Raw genomic sequence first — 18,154 nt, 5'->3', positions numbered from 1 at the left:
TCGCGAAATGAGAAGATACGTGCATCGTAGGTAACGAACCTACGCTTGAACTCTTTAACCGGACGGTTGCGCTGTCTCGCCACTTTGCGAGCGCCCGCCACCCGTCTGCACACCTGTTGAGCCAAGTTACTGGACAAGCCGAACCGAGCTCGAATCTCGTAGTAGCAAAGGGATTGCAGTTTAACCGCGTTGACGATCTTCTCCGGCGTGTTCTGGTTGACCCAGTTCAATGCCTGCACAAAGACATCCATCGTCGCGTCCAATTTGGCGGCTTGCGACTGGGACGCCTTGAGCTTACAGGAGACGGTCAGGACTTGGCTCATAAGTTCATTGTACTTCATCAAAGCGCATTCCTCCCGGCAGTGACCCTACGGGTACAGTGCGGGGCTCCTGCGATTTCTAGCTGACGCGACAGAGATTTAGGAGCTTCCTTATCAATCCTCTGCAGTTGCGTTTTGCTGCAAATCTTGGGTTAGAAACGCTCAAATTGCCTCAGAGCAAGGGTTTTAGCCATTGTCATCACTGAGGAAATAGCCAGAATAAAAGTAGCCATTGACCCAGCGATGGGCGCTACGACAACTCGGTGAACGAACGATGTTTCCCTCTCTTTTAACTCCACGTGCAGCAGGCATACTCCTATCGGGAGCTGTCTTGGGCATCCACTGCCAGGTGGCCATGGCCACCCCTTTTCGCGACACCTTTGGCCACTGGGCCCAAGCCTACATTGAGACCCTCTCCGCTCAAGGAGTGTTGAACGGCTTCCCCGATGGTACCTTCCGCCCCAATGAGCCGGTGACCCGCGCTCAGTTTGCCACCATTGTCAATACCGCTTTCCGCCTCCGCAATACCTCCGGTACTTTCATCGGCTTTCGGGATGTGCCCCCCACCCACTGGGCAGCCAGCGCCATCTCGACGGCAGCAGCCAACAACTTAGTCGCAGGCTTTCCTGATGGCACCTTCCGTCCTGAACAGCCCGTTACCCGCACCGAAGCGCTGGTGGTTTTGACCAACGCCATTGGCAACACGGGAGCGATCCCAGCCGCTCAGCCCAGTGATCTCTTCAGCCGCTATCGAGATGCGGCAGCCATCCCCAATTGGGCCCTGGCACAAATTGCGGCGGCCAACCGCGCCGGGTTGATCGTCAATTATCCAGACCCGATGCTCTTGGAACCCAACCGCCCCGCCACCCGTGCCGAGGTGGCAGCCTTCACCCACCAGGCCATGCTCAGCCGGGGATCCTTGGTGGCGCAAAACCCAGGGGGATCCCTCTCCGGTTCCCAGCCAGGCTTTGACCTGCGCCTTTCCACCCTAGCGGCGGGCACCTTGATGCAAACCACCACCCCCTTCAACGAGCGCCTCTTCATTGCCCCCAACGAAACCCGGCCCATGTCTTTGATCGTCCGCAACCCGATTCGCAACGCCCAGGGGGATATTCTGGTGCCTTTTGGCTCACGGGTGGATGGCCGCTTTGAGCCGGCCCCAGGGGGCACCCGTTTTGTGGCGGAAAGCATCATTGTCAACAACCAACTGTTCCCCTTGGCTGCCCAGTCAGACATCATCCACGATGTCAAGGATCCCCGCTACACCACCACAGGCAAAATCATTCAGGATGCGGCCATCGGTGCAGCAGCAGGCGCTATTCTCGGCTTGGTAACCGGAGACAATGCCATTGCCACAGAGGAAGTGCTGGGGGCAGGGGTGGCCGGAGCGGTAATTGGCAATGTAACGGCACCACAGGTGGTGGTGCTGGATCCCAATCAGGTGATCGAGCTGCGCCTCACTCAGGATCTGGCGCTGACCCCAGCATCCCGATAAAAGCGGTGCTGGCATAGCTATCTCCCCAGCCAATCCAAAAGGGTTGTTCCCCCCAACCACAGGCCGATCAAAATGGAAGTGGTCAGCAGTCCTCCTGCTACACAGATCAGGGATCCCAAGCTGCACAGGATCCCGTCTTCTTCCAGGAGGCCAAAAGCGGTGACGAAAACCCCCATCGCCGGCAGGGTGTTGGTGCCTGGAACGGGGATGATCATGGAAATCCCCATCAAGCCGATCCAGGTGCCCAGCCAGACTTGGCCGAGCCGTGTCGTGCAAAGCTGCTTCCAACGGGGGCGGGCAATTTTTTCAATGCGCTGCAACCATGGGATCCCAGCCTGCACCCACTTTTGAAAATGCTTCCGTTCAATAGAGGTCTGCAACACCCATTTCGGCAGCCAAGGAGTGGTTCGCCCTGCCAGCATTTGTGCGGCCAGCAACAGGATGACCACGCCAAAGGGAGTGGAATAGCCGGGAGCCGGCAGAGGCAAAGCAGAAGGGAAAGAGAGCACCGCCAAAAACAAGCCAAAACTGCGCTCGCCCGCCAGTTTTAGAATGTCTTCGATGCGGATCAACCCTTCCGGGGAGGGTTCGGGTTGCTCTGGGCTCTCGGGAAGGCGGGAAAACCGGGCTAGCTCTTGAGACAGACGGGCCATAGAGGGGGCAGGGCTGGAGCGGGCAAAGTTTGGCAACGGGTGGGCACTACCTGGAGGGCCAACGATAGCCTACTGCAAATTCAAGTTGTGTTGGATATCTTGAGCAAAGGGGTGGTTTCGGAGAGGTGACATGCTCGGTGACAGGTTCAAGAGGGCCGTAAACATCAGCAGCCTTGAGCGACAGCAGAAGGCTCCGACTCAGTTCCGCAAAGGGGGGCGTGGGCTGGGATGGCTCCTGCTGCTGGGATCCCTGTTGATGGTGGGGCGCGGTGTGGCCCTGGCAGAAGCGCAGTTGGAGGTGGGCACTTCCACTACCCTATCCCCGCAGGCAGCTCCGCCGGTGTTGCCACCCCCCCCTGTGGGAGTCCGACAAATTTCCCTGGATACCGATCCCGAACAAACTGCCGATATGCCCCTTTCCCTGATGGCTGAGCAGGTACTGGAGGCAGTGTGCGAAGCGCAAATTGATGCTCAGCGGGCCTTGGCTCTCATGCCCGACCTGAGCGAATCCCATATCCGTGCTGCCTGTCCGAAGCGACTGATCCCCAAAAGCTGAAGGGGCGGCCCCAAGTTGGCGCTGAAAAGTAGCCGGAAATACGTTCACTGCCAAGGAAAGGTGGTACTCAACCTGTGTACCTCTTTCTTCAGAGAGCCTTCCATTTATGATCAGCCTTTTTATGAGAGAGCCTGTCTGGTAGGGATCCTGGCGGGGGAACTCAACCGAACAGGCAAGCTGGGGGCGCTCTAGCGTGGACTTTGAACTACGGGCCGGGGAGATTTACGCTCTCCGGGGGGAGAATGGCGCCGGGAAAACCACCCTGATGAACATGCTGGCGGGCCTCTACCAGCCGGATGCTGGCGAGATTCGCCTGCGGGGCCGCCCAGTGCGGATCTGCTCCCCACACCAAGCCATCCAACTGGGCATCGGTATGGCGAAGCTTATGTGGTGCAAAGGCTTTACAGGTACCGGCAACATTGTTACACTGACCTAAGATTGTCTGCATCATTGTGCAAATAAATTCACAGACAGCCTATAAGTTTTGTGCGGATCTACACTTGGCATCACTGACTTGAGGGGAAGCCATGCCCAAAAAAGCCGCCAGCACAAAACCAAAAACAACTAGGGCAACCTCAAGAGAAGAGACCAAGCCCGATCCGCAAGGGGCGATTGCTGCAGAAATCCAGCGCCTTTCCGATACCTACGGCATCTCTAAGGAACTCCTGGAGAATTTTGCGCGGTTTGTGGTCAGGCAGCTACAGCCACCGCCTCGGTTGTCTGTCAAAGAGCTGCAGAAAGCGATTTACAACCACTTTGGCGTTAAAAACGCAGCCGAGCTGAGAAAGTCAGCCAGCTTCAAACTGGCAACCAGCGGCATGGGCAAGCTGAGCTTATCCAACATAGACGATTTGGAGCGCATTTATCGTCAGCACATCGGGATCCTTCCCAACGAAGAGGGGGAAGAGGGGTATGGCTGCATCAACGGGATCAACATCTTCAAGTACGACTTGCCATGGCGGGTTTTTGGACTTGACCCCGATCGAGCTACCAATGAGGACATCAAAGCTGCCTTTTATCGCCTGAGCAAGATCTACCATCCCGATTCTCCAACCGGGGATGACAAAATTTTCCAGCGATTGACTCTCTTCTACAAAAGCCTTACGGAGAAATTTGAGCAATGGCTATAGTCTATGTTTCTTCAAACAAGCTCGCCGAATTTTTGGGTATCAGCCTTGAGGAACTCAGGGAGATTGAAGCCTACTTTGACAGTATCCCTGATGATGAGTGGGAACTGGTGGAAGGTAAAGACTATCGCGTTATCAACAAAAGTTCGGGGCTGAGAGAATACACGCAGTCTGGTGCTTACGCCATTTTATCCTTTTTAAGGTCTAGGTCAGAGCAAGGTCGTAAGTACTCTACAGACACAAGCATTAGCACAAGCATTAGGAATTGGTTCAAGGAAGAGTATCGCAAGAGGCAGAAGGCTCTGGTGGATCATAGGATCCTCGAAAACAGCTCCTCTCTGGTCAGAAGACAAGATCAGTTTTGGCTATCTCTTCAAGATGTTGTGACGATCTTTGGAACTCGAACTGATTACCTTAAGAAAGCGCTTGAGATTGCATCAAAACAAAGTAAACTCATCAAAGACGTTCATTACACACGCTTTGGCAACGACGACACTGTCTACCTCTCTTTGCGAGGCATCTATGAGCTTGCCAAGATTATGGTAGAAGTCCTCAAGCAAAACCACAGAAAAGACTGGTGTCGAGATGTTGGCGAACGCATTGAACCCCAGATTCAGGCAATCGTCAAGACAATCCAGGATAGACAAAGGCAGATAGAAAGAGCAAAAGAGCTTGCAAGAAGAAGGGATAAAAATCTCTGTAGAGTTACTCGAAAAACAGCCAGTAGCCTAACGGTTCACCATCTCTACTCTGAAGCGCACTATCCAAAGATTGCAGCAAATCTTTCCAACCTGATTACTATAGCCAGCGAAGTGCATAGCCACTTTCATCAGTGGATGGGAGGTTTCAACGAGCCATGTACAATTGATGACTTCATCAAGTATGTTTTGGAATACTATCCTGAGAACAAAAACCTGATCATCTGGTTGGGACAACAGAAGGCCAGTCTTGGGCCGCAGTTGCCCATTGGCAAGGGGAGAGAGCATGTGCTCTACATTCCTCTCCAGCGTGTAACTTGAAATAACCCATTGGTTATCGGTTGTTTTCAGGTCATTCCAACCACCTTAGTCAGGTTTGTCCGTCCTTGAGGATCCTTGATCTCTTTTTGGGGATCCCTCTTTCTGCGAGCAATCCGCGTCTGTCTCACTGGAAACGACAGAGGCCATAGTACAGCCAGGGATCCCTAAACCAAGCCCTGATTTAAGATCTCGCGGGAACGGGCGATGGCTGCTCTCAAGTTGGCCCGCTGGGTGTAGCGCATCGTCATGGCGGCAGTTGTGTGGCCCAGCAAGTGCTGAATGTGTTCGGGGGCAACGCCGCGATCCAGCAACAAGGTGGCAAAACTGTGGCGAAACTGGTGGGGGGTTTGATGTCCCGGCTCAGGCTCGGTTAGCTTGAGCACAATATGCCGCAGGCCATCGTAGGTGAGGGGGCGCCCCCGGTAGGCCAAGCAGCGAGATTGGGAAACAAACAAGGGATCCGTCGGCGCGCACGGGCCCCGTTCTCGGCTCAGATACTGCTGCAACAGCTCGGAGAGGGGATCCCCTACTGCCACAGCGCGGGGTTTGCTCCCCTTGCCACAGCGCACTTCCAACAGGGATCCCTCAGGGCTGATTTGAAAATCTTGAACGGTTAAGTCCAACAGCTCCTGGGCCCGCAGCCCGCACTCCAGCATCAGGCGAATCAAAGCCGCGTAGCGCAGAGAATGGTTTTGGGCCCGCTGCAACACCCGCTGCAACAACAACCGATCTAGATCGCGAGGCAAACGAGCGGGTAGGCGGGCAGGTCGAATGGCTTGAGTGGGCAGGGGATCCTGAAGGTAGCCCCGTTGGCTGGCCCATTCAAAAAATTGCTGCAAGGCCAACCGCTTCAGGTTGTAGGTGGCCGGAGAGGCGGGCGGGTGGATCCGCTGGCCGGAGCGGTTGCGAAACGGACGGCCCTTCAAGCTGTTCAAAAAGGACTGGACGTGGGCAGGCTGCACCTGGGGCAGCGGCACGGGGCAAGTTTTGGCAAACTGCTCCAGAGCGATGCGATAGGTGCGGCGGCTAGCCGGGGCCAGATCCCGCTGCCGCTCCTGCAAAAATTGCGCCGCCAGATGGCTGAGGCTGGGAACAGGGCCAGTCGGCTGACTCTGGGGATGGGTCTCCTGAGCCCAGCCCGATCGAGGCTCCCTCATCCTGCCACCTCCATCCCTCTGCTAGCCCTTAACTTTATCCTCAACTTGTGGCCAGCTGCTGTCCAGAGAGGGATCCCGACCTGAGAGTCGATGGCTACTGGCCGGGCAGCAGGTGTTGGGTGATGAAATCCGTGTACACCTCGCCCCGCAAAAAAGCCTCGTGGCGCAGGATCTGCTGGTGGAAAGGGATCGTGGTGGGCACCCCGGTGATGGCACATTCCCCCAAAGCCCGCTGCATGCGGCGGATGGCTGCCGCCCGGTTAGGCCCCCAGACGATCAGCTTGCCCAACAGCGAATCGTAGTAGGGGGGAATGGTGTAGTCGGTGTAGATGTGGGAATCCATGCGCACCCCCGGCCCCCCAGGGGGCAAATAGGCGCTGATCGTGCCAGCGCAAGGCCGAAACTGCTGCTTGGGATCCTCGGCGTTGATGCGGCATTCGATAGCATGGCCCCGCAACTCCACATCCTTCTGGCGAAAGGTGAGGGGTTGACCTTGGGCAATGCGAATCTGCTCGGCAATCAGATCCAGCCCTGTCACCATCTCGGTAACCGGGTGCTCCACCTGGATGCGGGTGTTCATCTCGATGAAGTAGAACTGGCCATTTTTGTCCAGCAAAAACTCCACCGTGCCCGCTCCCACGTAATTCACCACCTTGGCCGCTTTCACCGCCGCTGCTCCCATGCGGGCGCGCAAGCTTGCAGTCAAAGCCGGGCTGGGGGCCTCTTCCAACAGCTTTTGATGCCGCCGTTGAATGGAGCAATCCCGCTCGTACAGATGCACCACATTGCCCTGGCTATCCGCCAAGATCTGAAACTCCACATGACGGGGGCGCTCGATGAACTTCTCCAAGTAAACCCCGCCGTTGCCAAAGGCTGCTTGGGCTTCCCCCTGAGCGGTGCGCAGCATCTTCAGCAGCTCCTGGGCATCCCGCGCCACCCGCATACCCCGCCCCCCGCCACCGGCGGTGGCTTTGATGATCACGGGGTAGCCGATTTTCTCCGCCAGCTTCACTGCCTCCTCCTCAGAGGTGATCAACCCGCGGCTGCCCGGCACCGTCGGCACCCCCACCGCTTGCATGGTCTCGCGGGCCGTGGCCTTGTCGCCCATCTTGCGCATCGCCTCTGGCGAGGGGCCGATGAAGATCAAGTTGTGGTCGGCACACATCTCGGCAAATTTGGCATTCTCCGCCAAGAACCCATAGCCCGGATGAATGGCAGTGGCCCCGCGGGTGAGGGCTGCCGAGATGATGTTGGGAATGTTGAGGTAGCTTTTGGCCACCGGGGCATCTCCTACGCAAACAGCCTCGTCCGCCAGTTGGACGTGCAGGGAGTTCTGATCCGCAGTGGAGTAAACGGCCACCGTTCGGATCCCCATTTCCTGACAGGTGCGGATGATGCGCAGGGCAATCTCACCCCGGTTGGCGATCAGGATCTTGGTGATGGGCGGCATGAGGGAGGTTCAGAGCAGAGAGATAACTTGACCGCTAAAGCCAGCAGTCTGTGAACGCAAGGTTAAGTTTAGGTGCTCATCCTACTATGCCAACCAGAGGGAAGAATAGAGAAGGCTGGTGGGGATCCCGCATCCGGCCAATCCAGCCGACAACCTAGCTGGGGCTGAGGCTACAGGGATCCGGCTGCAGCAGAATCCCGGTGGGGGCAAACTGCGTCACCCAAAACTCTACATCTTGAAACTGGCGACGCAGGGTGTCGCGCGCTTGGGCGGCCAGCTCCAGGCTGGGCATGATTCCGAAGACCGTTGGCCCTGACCCCGACATCAGGGATCCCAGTGCCCCCGCCGAGAGAAGAGCTTGGCGCAGCTCCCCTACAATTGCATACTCCGGCAAAACCACCTGTTCCAAGTCATTGCGCAAACTCCTGGCCAATGCCGGCGGATCCTGACGGCTGAGAGCCGCCAACGCCTGCGGCAAGGTGGGCAGTGTGGGTTTGGGTAGGGCATCCCCTCCCAAGCTCCCCTGACGAGAACGAAAGGCTTGATAGGCCCAGGCGGTGGAAACCCCCAGGTGCTTGGGCTTGGCCAGCAGCACAGGGATCCCTTCCCAATCGGCCAGCGGCTCCAAAACTTCCCCGCGCCCGGTGGCCAGTTGCGTTCCCCCCTGGATACAGAAGGGAATGTCGGATCCCAAGCGGGCTGCCAAACTCTGCAACTCTCCCACCGTCAGGCCCAGCCCCCACAGTTGGTTTAACCCCACCAAAACCGCCGCCGCATCAGCCGAGCCCCCCGCCAAACCTGCTGCCACCGGAATGTGCTTTTCGATGTGAATCTCCACGCCAGCGGCAGAGTGACACTCTTTTTGCAGCAGCTCAGCGGCTTGATAGGCAAGGTTGCGGGCATCTGCAGGCACTTCTGGGCGATCGCAGGTGAGGTGGATCCCGTGAGGACGGCTCTTCAACTGCAGTCGATCCGCCAAATGAATGCTCTGCAACACCATCGCCACCTCTGAATACCCATCAGGACGGGAGCCGAGGATTTCCAGGTAGAGGTTGATCTTGGCGCGGGCAATCAGGGTACAGGCTTGCATGGGGTGAAAGTCTGGGTCAGCAACAAGTCTCAACTCCCCTTAGCCTGTACAGACCTGATCAAAACACAGACTTATCCGGGGAGATCTCCCAGCCTGATTCTAGCGGCAATGGATCCCCTTTCTAGCTGCCAGAGCGAGGCCATGGCCCCAGCCACTCTCCACCGCGAAAGCGCCAGCGGGGAAACAAAATGCGCATTACCACCCAAGCGCTGAGGTAAAGGCAAACCCAGACCACACTGTAGTGGAGAATAAAATCTCCCAAATCAAACCGTTGGGTTGGGATATAAGGAAGACCCACCACCTTCAAGACTGTACCCAAAAAAAGCCCTTCCCAAATGCCGGCCAAAAGCTGAAGGATCCCAGGCCAATCGTGATCCCACATCCACCCCATCAGGTAGTTATAAACAACATCCCAAACACAGCCAAACAGACCTACGTAGAACAGCACCCAAAAATAGGTGAGGCTGCCGCCATGTCCGGTGATCCCAAAATAAAAGGGTAAACTTGCCAAAACACCAACGGTGGCCAATAAGAAAATGCGAGTTTGCCAGCGGCCAATCAGGGTCGGAGTCATCTTTTCCTCCAGCAGTTTTGCCTATCGAGATCATCAGGATCCGTGTCGCTCCCAGTCTGTTTGAGGGAACCTTCTGGCCCTCACCCCCAACCCTTCCCCCTTTGTCCCCCTTTGGTATAGAAGAGTTGGGGATCAACGCAACACCCCTCTCACCAGGTTCAACGGGATGGGGAATAGCCATGATGTGTCGCCAACAATAGCGTTGATAACCATAAACATCCGGCAAAATCCAGGAGCGTTGCCCAATGTCGGCAAGCTAGGGGCTGATGTTTAGGGCCCACTTGCACCATTGCCACAGGGATCGGATCCCTTCTAAGCCTTTGACCCCCGGTGCCCGCAGTCGAGCCAGGTGTTCCACCGAGCGATGGGCACAGTACTGTAAACCCAAAAACGTATCCACCGGCGCATAGGGCCCGCCCAAGGTGATGATCCCAGCGGCGTACATTCGCCCATCCCGGTTGCGCATCTCCACCAGCTCAAAGTCGTTGGAGACATGCAAGCGCCCGTGAGGATTGAGGGGCAGGTTGTAGTGGGTAATTAGATCGTTGAGGAGAGGATTGGTCATGGGATCCGAAACCAAACCCGTACAGTCGATAACGAAATCGGCCTCCACCTTTAATTGCGTGTTGTTGTGGGTACCTCGAATGTAGGTTACCGGCTTACCCTTGTCGCCGGGAACCACCGACTCCACCTTGCCGAACACAATCGAGTACCAGCCCTCTCGCAACCCTTGCCGCACGATCCGCCGCCATTTCCGCCGACTTGCTGTCGTGGTGCCGCCCCAAGCTTCCAGCAGTTCGCGCCGTTCCAGGGGGGTCGCCGCTTCCAATTTGGCACGCAGAACTCCTCCCCAAGTGCCCTTGGGCCAGTTGAAGGGCTGAAACTCCCAATGGTTATCCACTGCCCGTTTGGCTCGTCCGAAGCGATTACCGCTTTTGGGCGCACGGCTCAGATGCACCACCGAGATGCGGGGGTTGACTTTGCGGGCTTCGTAAAGGCGTTCCATCACCTGAGAGGCGACGATCCCAAATCCCCGAATTAGGACGGTGCCACCTTGTTTCTCCAACTGCTCATAAACGTGATCATGAGGCTCATAGCCGTGTACCACCGATCTCAAATCTCCTGTTTTTTCGCGAAACTCCTGCAGGTCGTTGAGCAACTTGATGGCCGGATATCCAGTTGCCAAATGGAGATACTTGGCCACCATAAAACGGTGATCCGTATGGCCGGGCCGCGTTGCCGAATAGGCCACCACATATCGCCCATCCTCCGTTTTGCGAATGGCGCGAATATGGCCGTAACACAACATTTGCTCCCAACCAATTCGGGCTGCCTCCCGATCCATTGAGGCAAATACATCCCCCGCCCGCGGCGTATAGGTATCTGCCAACAAGGGCTCACTAAATACCTGCCACAAAAAGCCGAATGCTTCCAACAATCGGCCGGAGAAAAAGGAACGCCAAGCATCCCGCAGAGCATAGCCAGGCCAGCCCCAAATGTTGTCTGGACAAGAATCGGAGCCAGAGCGAATTCGCTTCCAGCGGGGGATCTGGCAGTTGGTCAAAAGCCGTTCATACCGTTCGTAGGGTTTGCGGGCAATGCTGATGACGCGGATGTGTTCCGGTCTGACCCCGTAGATGCGCAGGGTATCCACCCAGACAAAGCTGCCGATACCGCCGCCCAAGGCCAAATAGAGGGTCTCTTCCACAGGTAGTCCGGTGGCTTTGAGGGCGCTCAGGGCAATTTGCTCAGCTCGAAACAAATCCGGCGGCGGAAAATCCGAGCCAGCCCGCACTTCAGGAAGCTGCTCTGGGGCAAAAACCACCGTGGAAGCCGGGGGAACCTCAAATGCGGTGTCGGGTTGGGTGGCCGGGCGAATCAGTTCGGTGCGCGGCTCCAGCAGGAGGGTAGGGGTACCGCGATGGGTGCCGGTCAGAAGGGTGGCATTGGGATCCCTGGGGGACACCAAACCCACGGTGATGCTGTAGGGGCCAAGCTCCACCACTTCTCCCCCCTGGAGCACCCGGCGTGCCTGACGGATTTTTTCCCCATTGATGCGGCTGCCGTTGGCACTGCGATCTTCATAGATGACCTGGCCATCCTCACCGAGATAGACGAGGGCGTGATAACGGGAGATCTCCTGGCTGGCAAACACAGCCCGCGCCACTTCTCGACCTTGCCATTCCTGTGGCAATTGGGCCAGCTCCCTGCCCAAGGCAAGAGGCAATGGAAAAATCAGCTCCTGCTGTTCTTCGGTGATGGGATCTTCCCAGCTCAGTTGAATTTGCATAGCTTCTGCTTACCTTTACAAAGATCATGAAGAGGCCATTGAGAAAACACAGAACAGCGCGACCTCACAGGTCACTTTTGGTTTGCCCGGGATCCCTTTCTTCAATCCCTTATGGACTTGGATTGGCTGCCGGGATCCGTGGGAAGAATCGTTGCCCTAGGCAGGAGATTGCGGGGCTTTGCCAGCTTCTGGAGGAGGGATCACCAAGGTAGCGCTCAAAACCAAATGCCCACAGTAGGGACAATTCTGGCCCTGATATTCCGGGGGTAGGTAGTGAGGGTTTTCCAGGCGGCTGCACTTAACCTTGAGGGCGTCCAAAGTGCCGCGGCTGAGGGGAACCCCCTGATTCTTCCTGGCCACTTCTATAGACTTCACCCTCAGCACAATGTGCCCCAACTGAATTTGGCTATTGGCCTCAAGCGCAAGCTCTTCCTGAATTATTTTTCGGCCATTCACCCAGACGGGGTTGGGCTGCTTAGGAGGCAAACGATCCCGAGTTAAGTTGCGAATGTGAAAGTTTAAGGTTTTGGGATCAAAATAAAGCCCGGCGTGAACTCCTGAGACCGAGCGAGTTGGGTCATTGAGCACCACATCACAGCTGGGATCCCGTCCAATGGTAACCAGCTTAGAGGGGACAGGCAAAACCGTTTGCGATCGGCGCCGGTCGGCCTCGGTCCATTCTAAAGTGAGTTGACACACGATCCCATTCTCCACAGTTCAGCGCCTCCATTCCCTAGATCGGCTTCAGCATATCCAAAGGTCAGCTTGGGGAAAGCAGAAGATGTCTTTTTCGTCAAAATTGTTATCTTTTTGGATAACTATAACCTACTCCCCTGACCAAAGGCTTGCGCTGATCCGGATCACCTGAGTTGGGATCTCCGAGTTACATTCCTGCTGGAGACCGTGCCCAAACGCTCCGCGCCGCTTCCGCGACCACCCTCAGCTCCTCTTCCAGAGGGAGAGGGGAGCCAGACGGAAAGGTTTCATTCATGATGTTTAGACCATGATGTTTAGAGTGACTACATACTCGACTTTATCCCCACCCGATTTGAAGCAACAAAACTCGATCTCCTCAGGAACGGCGAGGCCGTTCAAGTTTGACCGAGGTGGCCTGATCCCTTGGCCGGAAGCCTCAGAAATCCACCTGAGAGATAGGGCCTAGAGTGAGTTTTGAGTTTCTGGGGATCCTGCAAGACTAGTATCCTCTGTGTCTTTATCCAAACCGTTTTCAAAGCACTCCGGTAAATGGGAAACTGCCGCTGCCCAGCCGCTCCTGCCGATCGAACACACTGATGGTGAGCTGATGGGATCCCGTTTGAGTGAGGGTAAAGCGATTCTGGGTCAGGGTCAGCCCTGTAACGGTGCAGGTGGTCGCCCCAACGAAGCAGCCGGGCAACTGAGCGGCATCAAAAGCTCCCAGGGTTACGAAATTGCCGAGTGGGGTGGTGACGGAAGCCAAAAAGGCGTTGGAACCCCGGATCCCGGCAGGGGCCTCTACCCGGAAAGACACCACAAAGGTCGGGGTTTGCCCCACCAAGACGGTGCGCGGAGAGAGATCAGTAATGGTGAGGGATGGAGCAGGTATGGGAGGCGGCAGGGGCAGAAGATCGCTGCTGCCGGTCGTGCCCCCACACCCCACCAGAACACTGCTCAGCAGCACCAGCAATGGGATCCGTTCATGCCTTCGCTGCATGGTTTTCCTCCACTCCAAAAGGTCTTCTTTTTTTGAGCTTATTGTCTAGAGTTTGTCTCCACCAAGCCAGCGGGCGGAAAGGAGAGAACCTGGCGAGAAGCAGCCTGGAATCCTTCGTCTATTCCCCTTGCAAAAGGTTTTGGCAAGCTGTGGCAATGGCCCAGTCCTCTTGGGCTGAGATCACCAGAACCCGCACCGGAGCATCCGAAGTGCTGATATCGCAGTTGCGGGGGGATCCGGCATTCAAAACCGGGTCGATCTGGATCCCCAAAAAACCCAGATCTGCACAGGCTGCTGCCCGCACCGGCGCCGAGTTTTCCCCAATCCCCCCAGAGAACACCAGCGCATCCAGCCGATCTAAGCTCATGAGCATCGCCCCAATCTGGCTGCGCAGACGGTGAACAAACAGCTCAAAAGCCAGCTCCGCCCGGGCATGGCCTGCCTCCATTGCCTCCAACACAACCCGCATATCGCTGCTCAGGCCGGAAACGCCCTTCAACCCCGATTCTCGGTTCAAGATCCGATCCAGTTCATCCACGCTCATGCCCTGGCGCAACTGATGGATCAAAATGCCCGGATCCACCGACCCCGACCGGGATCCCATCATCAAGCCCTCCAGGGGGGTGTAGCCCATGGTGGTGTCCACACTTCTGCCCCCGCGAATGGCCGCCAACGAGCAGCCGTTGCCCAGGTGACAAGTGATCAGCCGCAACTCCTCCAGGGGTCGGTTCAAGATCTCGGCAGCGCGACGGGCGCAATGCTCGTGGTTGATGCCATGAAACCCGTAGCGGCGGATCCCTTGTTCAGCCCAAGCGTAGGGAAGGGGGTAAAGGGCTGCGGCCAGAGGCATTTGCTGGTGGAAGGCGGTGTCGAAAACGGCCACCTGAGGGATCCCCGGCAACAGTTGCCTTAGCAGACGGATGCCAGCCAGCGCAGCAGGGTTGTGGGCTGGGGCCAAGGGGATCAATTGCTCAATCGCCCTCTCCACCTCTGGCGTAATTAAGGTGGGCTGCCGGTACAGGGATCCCCCATGCACCACCCGATGGCCGACGCCGCCGATCTCAGCCGCCTGCGGGAGCAGGGATCCCTCCCCTTGCCAGAGGCTTTGAAACAGCGGGGCCAGTTGGCCGATCCCTCCCTCAGGTGAAGCGGAGGGAAAAGGTTCCCACCCACCGCCTCGCCGACGAGTCTGGATGAGGGCCTCCCCCGGCTTGTAGGTGAAATCCACCTGGGCTTGCCAGATGGGCGTGGCCTCCACCCTTCCCTCAACCGTCAGAAATAGGGAGGATTTGAGGCTGCTGGAACCGGCATTGACGACCAGAATATTCACAGCGTGTCTTCGTTGGCCTTCGCACTGCTGGGCTTAAGGCCTATAGCCCGCTTGCTTGAACAGAGCGGTTGACTACCCTGCCGCTAAGGATGACCATAGCATTAAAGCCCTCCTGCAGCTTCCTGAGGCCAAGGCGAACTGCGTAGCGGTAGGACGGAGCTTTAGACCCAATTTTTTGGGTAATCTGTTCCCCTACTTCTGTTGCCCTCCATCCCACTGGACTAACGCTGCTTATGCCCAGAGTCATCGTCACAGATCCCATCGATCAGGCGGGGATCGACATTCTCTCCCAAGTCGCTCAGGTGGATGTGCAAACCCAGCTCACCCCAGAGCAGTTGATCGCGGTCATCCCCAACTACGATGCCATCATGGTGCGCTCCGGTACACGGGTTACCCGAGAGGTAATCGAGGCGGGGACGAACTTAAAAATCATCGGGCGGGCGGGCGTTGGTGTCGATAACATCGATGTGCCTGCCGCAACCAAAGCCGGGATCCTGGTGGTCAACTCCCCAGAGGGCAACACCATTGCCGCTGCCGAGCACGCCATTGCCTTGATGATGGCCCTCTCCCGCCACATACCCGATGCCAATGCCTCTCTGAAGTCGGGCCTGTGGAATCGGCAAGAGTTTGTCGGCGTAGAAGTCTACAAAAAAACGCTGGGGATTGTCGGATTGGGTCGGATTGGATCCCATGTGGCCCAGATTGCCAAGGCGATGGGGATGAAGCTGCTGGCCTATGACCCCTATCTATCCGTGGAGCGGGCCGAGCAACTGGGGGTACGCCTGGTGGACTTCACAACTTTGGTCCAGGAATCCGACTACATCACCTTGCACATTCCCAAAACCCCTGAAACCACCAACCTGTTCAACGCCGAAACCTTTCGCATGATGAAGCCGACCGCTCGCCTGATCAACTGCGCCCGCGGCGGTTTGGTGGATGAACAAGCCCTGTACGAAGCCCTGAAATCCGGCCAAATTGCCGGAGCGGCTTTGGATGTATTTGCCAATGAGCCCCTGAAGGACTCCCCGCTGTTTTCCCTGGGCAAAGAAGTCCTGCTCACTCCCCACTTGGGGGCCTCCACCGAAGAAGCCCAAGTGAATGTGGCCATTGATGTGGCCGAGCAGATCCGCGATGTGTTGCTGGGGCTGCCGGCCCGCTCTGCCGTGAACATCCCCGGCCTACAGGCAGAGGTGCTGCAAAACCTCAGACCCTACCTGGACTTGGCCGAAACCCTAGGCAACTTGGTTGGCCAATTGGCGGGGGATCGCGTCAACCAGTTGGAGATCCGCCTGCAGGGAGATCTGGCGGAAAAAGATGGGCAGCCGATCGTCATTGCCGCTCTCAAAGGGCTTTTGACGCTGGCGCTGCGGGAGCGGGTCAACTACGTCAACGCCTCCATCGAGGCCAAAGAACGGGGCATTCGGGTGGTGGAAACTCGAGATCCCTCTTTGAAAGATTATTCCGGATCCCTGACGTTGATTGCCCACGGCCCCAATGGGATCCGCTCGGTTTCGGGGGCGTTGATTGGGGAGCGAGAGGTGCGGATTACCCAGATCGACGAGTTCCCGGTGAATGTGCCCCCTTCCGCCAACATGCTGATGACCCTGCACCGGGATATGCCGGGAATCATCGGACGGATTGGCACCTTGCTGGGAGCCTACAATGTCAACATCGCCAGCATGCAGGTGGGGCGCAAGATCATCCGCGGCGATGCAGTCATGGTGCTCAGCTTGGACGATCCCCTGCCGGATGGGATCCTGGAAGAGGTGCTCAAGCAGCCGGGCATCCGTGACGCTTTTGTAGTGAACCTCTAGAATTGTTGATCCCTAGAAAAAATCCCAAATCTCACCTACCCTGGCAAGACGGAGTCTTTGCTTGAACCAGAGCAACTTGTCCCTAACCCTGTCCCAGATCCCAGACTGGGATTGGCCGGCCTTTCTGGAGTCCCTGGGCCATTTTGGTGTGGATCTCAGTCTGGAACGCATGCAAGTCTTGCTGCAGCGTCTAGGACAGCCCCAAGCTGGGATCCCGGCCATCCACGTAGCCGGCACCAACGGCAAAGGATCTGTCTGTGCCTGGGTCAGCCACGTGTTGTGGGCGGCAGGCTATCGTGTGGGCCGCTACACCTCTCCCCATTTGGTGGACTGGCGGGAACGGATTTGGCTGAACGGGGAATACATTTCCGCCAACGACTGGAGCCAAGCGCTGGCCCAGGTGCGAGACTGCCTACAAACCTATGCCCCTGACGAGGCTTCTCCCACCCAGTTTGAGGTTATCACCGCTGCCGCTTGGCTGTACTTCCGCCGGCAAAAGGTGGATGTGGCAGTGATAGAAGTGGGCCTGGGGGGGCGGCTGGATGCTACCAATGCTGGGATCGAGCCGGTGGTGACGGCCATCACCTCCATCGGCTGGGATCATTGGCAGCGCTTGGGCAACAGCCTTCCCCAAATTGCCTCTGAAAAGGCGGGCATTCTCAAGCCAGGGATCCCGGCAGTGTGCGCACCCCAAACCCCAGAGGTCACAGCAGTTATCCGAGCCAAGGCAGAGCAATTGCGAAGCCCCCTGAGGGTGGTCGACCCTCTACAATGGTCAGAGCCTCAAACCGTCCACTGGCGAGGGCAGCTCCTCACCTTGCCCCTCAGCGGCGATGTACAACTCACCAATGCAGCAGTAGCCCTTGCCGTTGTGGAAACCCTACAGCAACAGGGCTGGCGGATCGCGGATGCCGCTGTCGAAAAAGGATTTGCCATCACCCGTTGGCCGGGGCGCTTACAGCGGGTGCAGATTGGATCCCGTCAGTTGCTGATGGACGGAGCCCACAACTTGCCCGCTGCCCAGGCTCTCCGTCGCTATCTGGATGAGCATCAACCCGGCCCCCTCACCTGGTATGTGGGCATCCTCACCACCAAAGATGTCCAGGGCATTCTCAGCACCCTGCTGCGGCCGGGAGATTGCTTTTTTGCCCTGCCAATTGCCGGCCACTCTGGGACGGATCCCGAGCAACTTGCTCAGCTAGCCCAGACTCTGCAGCCTCATCTCGCCTCGGCACGGGAACTGCCCAATCTCTCCGCTCTTCGGGCTCAGTTGCTCAAGCCGAAAAACCTCACTGAGCTACCAGCTGTAATCTGCGGATCCCTGTACCTATTGGGCCAGGTGATGCAGGAATGTTTGGGATGGGATCTAGCCTGTTGAACTGACAGGTGAAACCTTATGCAAAACCTGAGCTCCTCTCTTATAAAGAGAGAGGAGCTATGAACAAAAACTAGCTCTCAACCACTATCACTTGATCAAGATACTCCCCTACCGATTGGGTTAGGGTGGTGGGCCTGGCACCGAGCTAGGTTGCCAGCAGGTCGCCCTGCCAGTAGGTTCGCCGCTGATGCGTTTCACGTCCGAGTTC

The 18,154-nt window shown here is 57.2% G+C and carries 16 protein-coding genes and 1 pseudogene; 7 read left to right on the top strand and 10 right to left on the bottom strand.

What is annotated here, in order from left to right:
* Nucleotides 1-323, bottom strand: a pseudogene (locus ACVWZJ_RS13210) (RNA-guided endonuclease TnpB family protein); the annotation flags it as partial.
* 352 nt (nt 324-675) lie between these two features.
* Between ACVWZJ_RS13210 and ACVWZJ_RS13205 the strand changes: the two are divergent.
* Nucleotides 676-1,815, top strand: a complete 1,140-nt coding sequence (locus ACVWZJ_RS13205) for an S-layer homology domain-containing protein (protein ID WP_457396349.1) — start codon at nt 676-678, stop codon at nt 1,813-1,815.
* Between the two features lie 17 nt (nt 1,816-1,832).
* Here the strand turns inward: ACVWZJ_RS13205 and ACVWZJ_RS13200 are convergent, their stop codons facing one another.
* Nucleotides 1,833-2,468 carry an exopolysaccharide biosynthesis protein gene (locus ACVWZJ_RS13200; RefSeq protein WP_011433016.1) on the bottom strand — a complete coding sequence of 212 codons (636 nt, stop codon included), beginning with the start codon at nt 2,466-2,468 and terminating at the stop codon, nt 1,833-1,835.
* Nucleotides 2,469-2,598: 130 nt separating this feature from the next.
* On the opposite strand from ACVWZJ_RS13200, the gene ACVWZJ_RS13195 reads away from it, so the two are divergent.
* The 4 genes from ACVWZJ_RS13195 (at nt 2,599) to ACVWZJ_RS13180 (ending at nt 5,170) form a co-directional block, all read left to right on the top strand.
* A complete protein-coding gene (locus ACVWZJ_RS13195; protein WP_011433014.1) occupies nt 2,599-3,024 on the top strand; it encodes a hypothetical protein in 426 nt (141 codons plus the stop codon).
* Nucleotides 3,025-3,217: 193 nt separating this feature from the next.
* Entirely contained in the window at nt 3,218-3,460 is a 243-nt protein-coding gene (locus ACVWZJ_RS13190; protein WP_011433012.1) for an ATP-binding cassette domain-containing protein, read from the top strand.
* A 91-nt stretch (nt 3,461-3,551) separates the two neighbouring features.
* On the top strand, nt 3,552-4,154 hold the full coding sequence (locus tag ACVWZJ_RS13185) for a J domain-containing protein (RefSeq protein WP_083757641.1): 603 nt from the start codon (nt 3,552-3,554) through the stop codon (nt 4,152-4,154).
* Nucleotides 4,145-5,170: a hypothetical protein gene (locus tag ACVWZJ_RS13180; protein WP_011433009.1), complete on the top strand. Its 1,026-nt coding sequence runs from the start codon at nt 4,145-4,147 to the stop codon at nt 5,168-5,170. Before ACVWZJ_RS13185 ends, ACVWZJ_RS13180 begins: the two co-directional genes overlap by 10 nt.
* Nucleotides 5,171-5,334: 164 nt before the next feature.
* Here the strand turns inward: ACVWZJ_RS13180 and ACVWZJ_RS13175 are convergent, their stop codons facing one another.
* The 8 genes from ACVWZJ_RS13175 to ACVWZJ_RS13140 form a co-directional block, all read right to left on the bottom strand.
* A complete protein-coding gene (locus ACVWZJ_RS13175; RefSeq protein WP_011433008.1) occupies nt 5,335-6,327 on the bottom strand; it encodes a tyrosine-type recombinase/integrase in 993 nt (330 codons plus the stop codon).
* Between the two features lie 94 nt (nt 6,328-6,421).
* The gene (gene accC, locus ACVWZJ_RS13170) at nt 6,422-7,777 is read right to left on the bottom strand and encodes an acetyl-CoA carboxylase biotin carboxylase subunit (RefSeq protein ID WP_011433007.1); all 1,356 of its coding nucleotides are present in this window, start codon (nt 7,775-7,777) and stop codon (nt 6,422-6,424) included.
* A 154-nt stretch (nt 7,778-7,931) separates the two neighbouring features.
* Entirely contained in the window at nt 7,932-8,867 is a 936-nt protein-coding gene (gene ispE, locus ACVWZJ_RS13165; RefSeq protein ID WP_457396350.1) for a 4-(cytidine 5'-diphospho)-2-C-methyl-D-erythritol kinase, read from the bottom strand.
* A gap of 121 nt (nt 8,868-8,988) precedes the next feature.
* Nucleotides 8,989-9,441 (bottom strand): hypothetical protein, encoded by a 453-nt coding sequence (locus ACVWZJ_RS13160; protein WP_011431474.1) that lies wholly within the window; start codon nt 9,439-9,441, stop codon nt 8,989-8,991.
* Nucleotides 9,442-9,697: 256 nt separating this feature from the next.
* The gene (locus tag ACVWZJ_RS13155) at nt 9,698-11,731 is read right to left on the bottom strand and encodes an FHA domain-containing protein (protein WP_457396346.1); all 2,034 of its coding nucleotides are present in this window, start codon (nt 11,729-11,731) and stop codon (nt 9,698-9,700) included.
* Between the two features lie 156 nt (nt 11,732-11,887).
* Entirely contained in the window at nt 11,888-12,373 is a 486-nt protein-coding gene (locus tag ACVWZJ_RS13150) for an FHA domain-containing protein (RefSeq protein ID WP_457396345.1), read from the bottom strand.
* 586 nt (nt 12,374-12,959) lie between these two features.
* A complete protein-coding gene (locus tag ACVWZJ_RS13145) occupies nt 12,960-13,424 on the bottom strand; it encodes a hypothetical protein (protein ID WP_414332256.1) in 465 nt (154 codons plus the stop codon).
* Nucleotides 13,425-13,542: 118 nt separating this feature from the next.
* The gene (locus tag ACVWZJ_RS13140; protein WP_011433002.1) at nt 13,543-14,754 is read right to left on the bottom strand and encodes an acetate kinase; all 1,212 of its coding nucleotides are present in this window, start codon (nt 14,752-14,754) and stop codon (nt 13,543-13,545) included.
* Nucleotides 14,755-14,987: 233 nt separating this feature from the next.
* Here ACVWZJ_RS13140 and serA point away from each other — a divergent pair, with 233 nt between their 5' ends.
* Entirely contained in the window at nt 14,988-16,568 is a 1,581-nt protein-coding gene (gene serA / locus ACVWZJ_RS13135) for a phosphoglycerate dehydrogenase (RefSeq protein ID WP_011433001.1), read from the top strand.
* Nucleotides 16,569-16,644: 76 nt separating this feature from the next.
* A complete protein-coding gene (locus tag ACVWZJ_RS13130; RefSeq protein WP_011433000.1) occupies nt 16,645-17,946 on the top strand; it encodes a bifunctional folylpolyglutamate synthase/dihydrofolate synthase in 1,302 nt (433 codons plus the stop codon).
* Nucleotides 17,947-18,154: the final 208 nt, after the last annotated feature.

Source organism: Thermostichus sp. OS-CIW-29 (assembly GCF_054058195.1).
This window is presented reverse-complemented; position numbering and strand designations above follow the sequence as displayed.

What these genes read in the sequence shown, in the direction of transcription:
- ACVWZJ_RS13205 (WP_457396349.1), top strand. Translation starts at nt 676, where the DNA reads ATGGCCACCCCTTTTCGCGACACCTTTGGCCACTGGGCCCAAGCCTAC.
- ACVWZJ_RS13200 (WP_011433016.1), bottom strand. Translation starts at nt 2,468, where the DNA reads ATGGCCCGTCTGTCTCAAGAGCTAGCCCGGTTTTCCCGCCTTCCCGAG.
- ACVWZJ_RS13195 (WP_011433014.1), top strand. Translation starts at nt 2,599, where the DNA reads ATGCTCGGTGACAGGTTCAAGAGGGCCGTAAACATCAGCAGCCTTGAG.
- ACVWZJ_RS13185 (WP_083757641.1), top strand. Translation starts at nt 3,552, where the DNA reads ATGCCCAAAAAAGCCGCCAGCACAAAACCAAAAACAACTAGGGCAACC.
- ACVWZJ_RS13180 (WP_011433009.1), top strand. Translation starts at nt 4,145, where the DNA reads ATGGCTATAGTCTATGTTTCTTCAAACAAGCTCGCCGAATTTTTGGGT.
- ACVWZJ_RS13175 (WP_011433008.1), bottom strand. Translation starts at nt 6,327, where the DNA reads ATGAGGGAGCCTCGATCGGGCTGGGCTCAGGAGACCCATCCCCAGAGT.
- accC (WP_011433007.1), bottom strand. Translation starts at nt 7,777, where the DNA reads ATGCCGCCCATCACCAAGATCCTGATCGCCAACCGGGGTGAGATTGCC.
- ispE (WP_457396350.1), bottom strand. Translation starts at nt 8,867, where the DNA reads ATGCAAGCCTGTACCCTGATTGCCCGCGCCAAGATCAACCTCTACCTG.
- ACVWZJ_RS13160 (WP_011431474.1), bottom strand. Translation starts at nt 9,441, where the DNA reads ATGACTCCGACCCTGATTGGCCGCTGGCAAACTCGCATTTTCTTATTG.
- ACVWZJ_RS13155 (WP_457396346.1), bottom strand. Translation starts at nt 11,731, where the DNA reads ATGCAAATTCAACTGAGCTGGGAAGATCCCATCACCGAAGAACAGCAG.
- ACVWZJ_RS13145 (WP_414332256.1), bottom strand. Translation starts at nt 13,424, where the DNA reads ATGCAGCGAAGGCATGAACGGATCCCATTGCTGGTGCTGCTGAGCAGT.
- serA (WP_011433001.1), top strand. Translation starts at nt 14,988, where the DNA reads ATGCCCAGAGTCATCGTCACAGATCCCATCGATCAGGCGGGGATCGAC.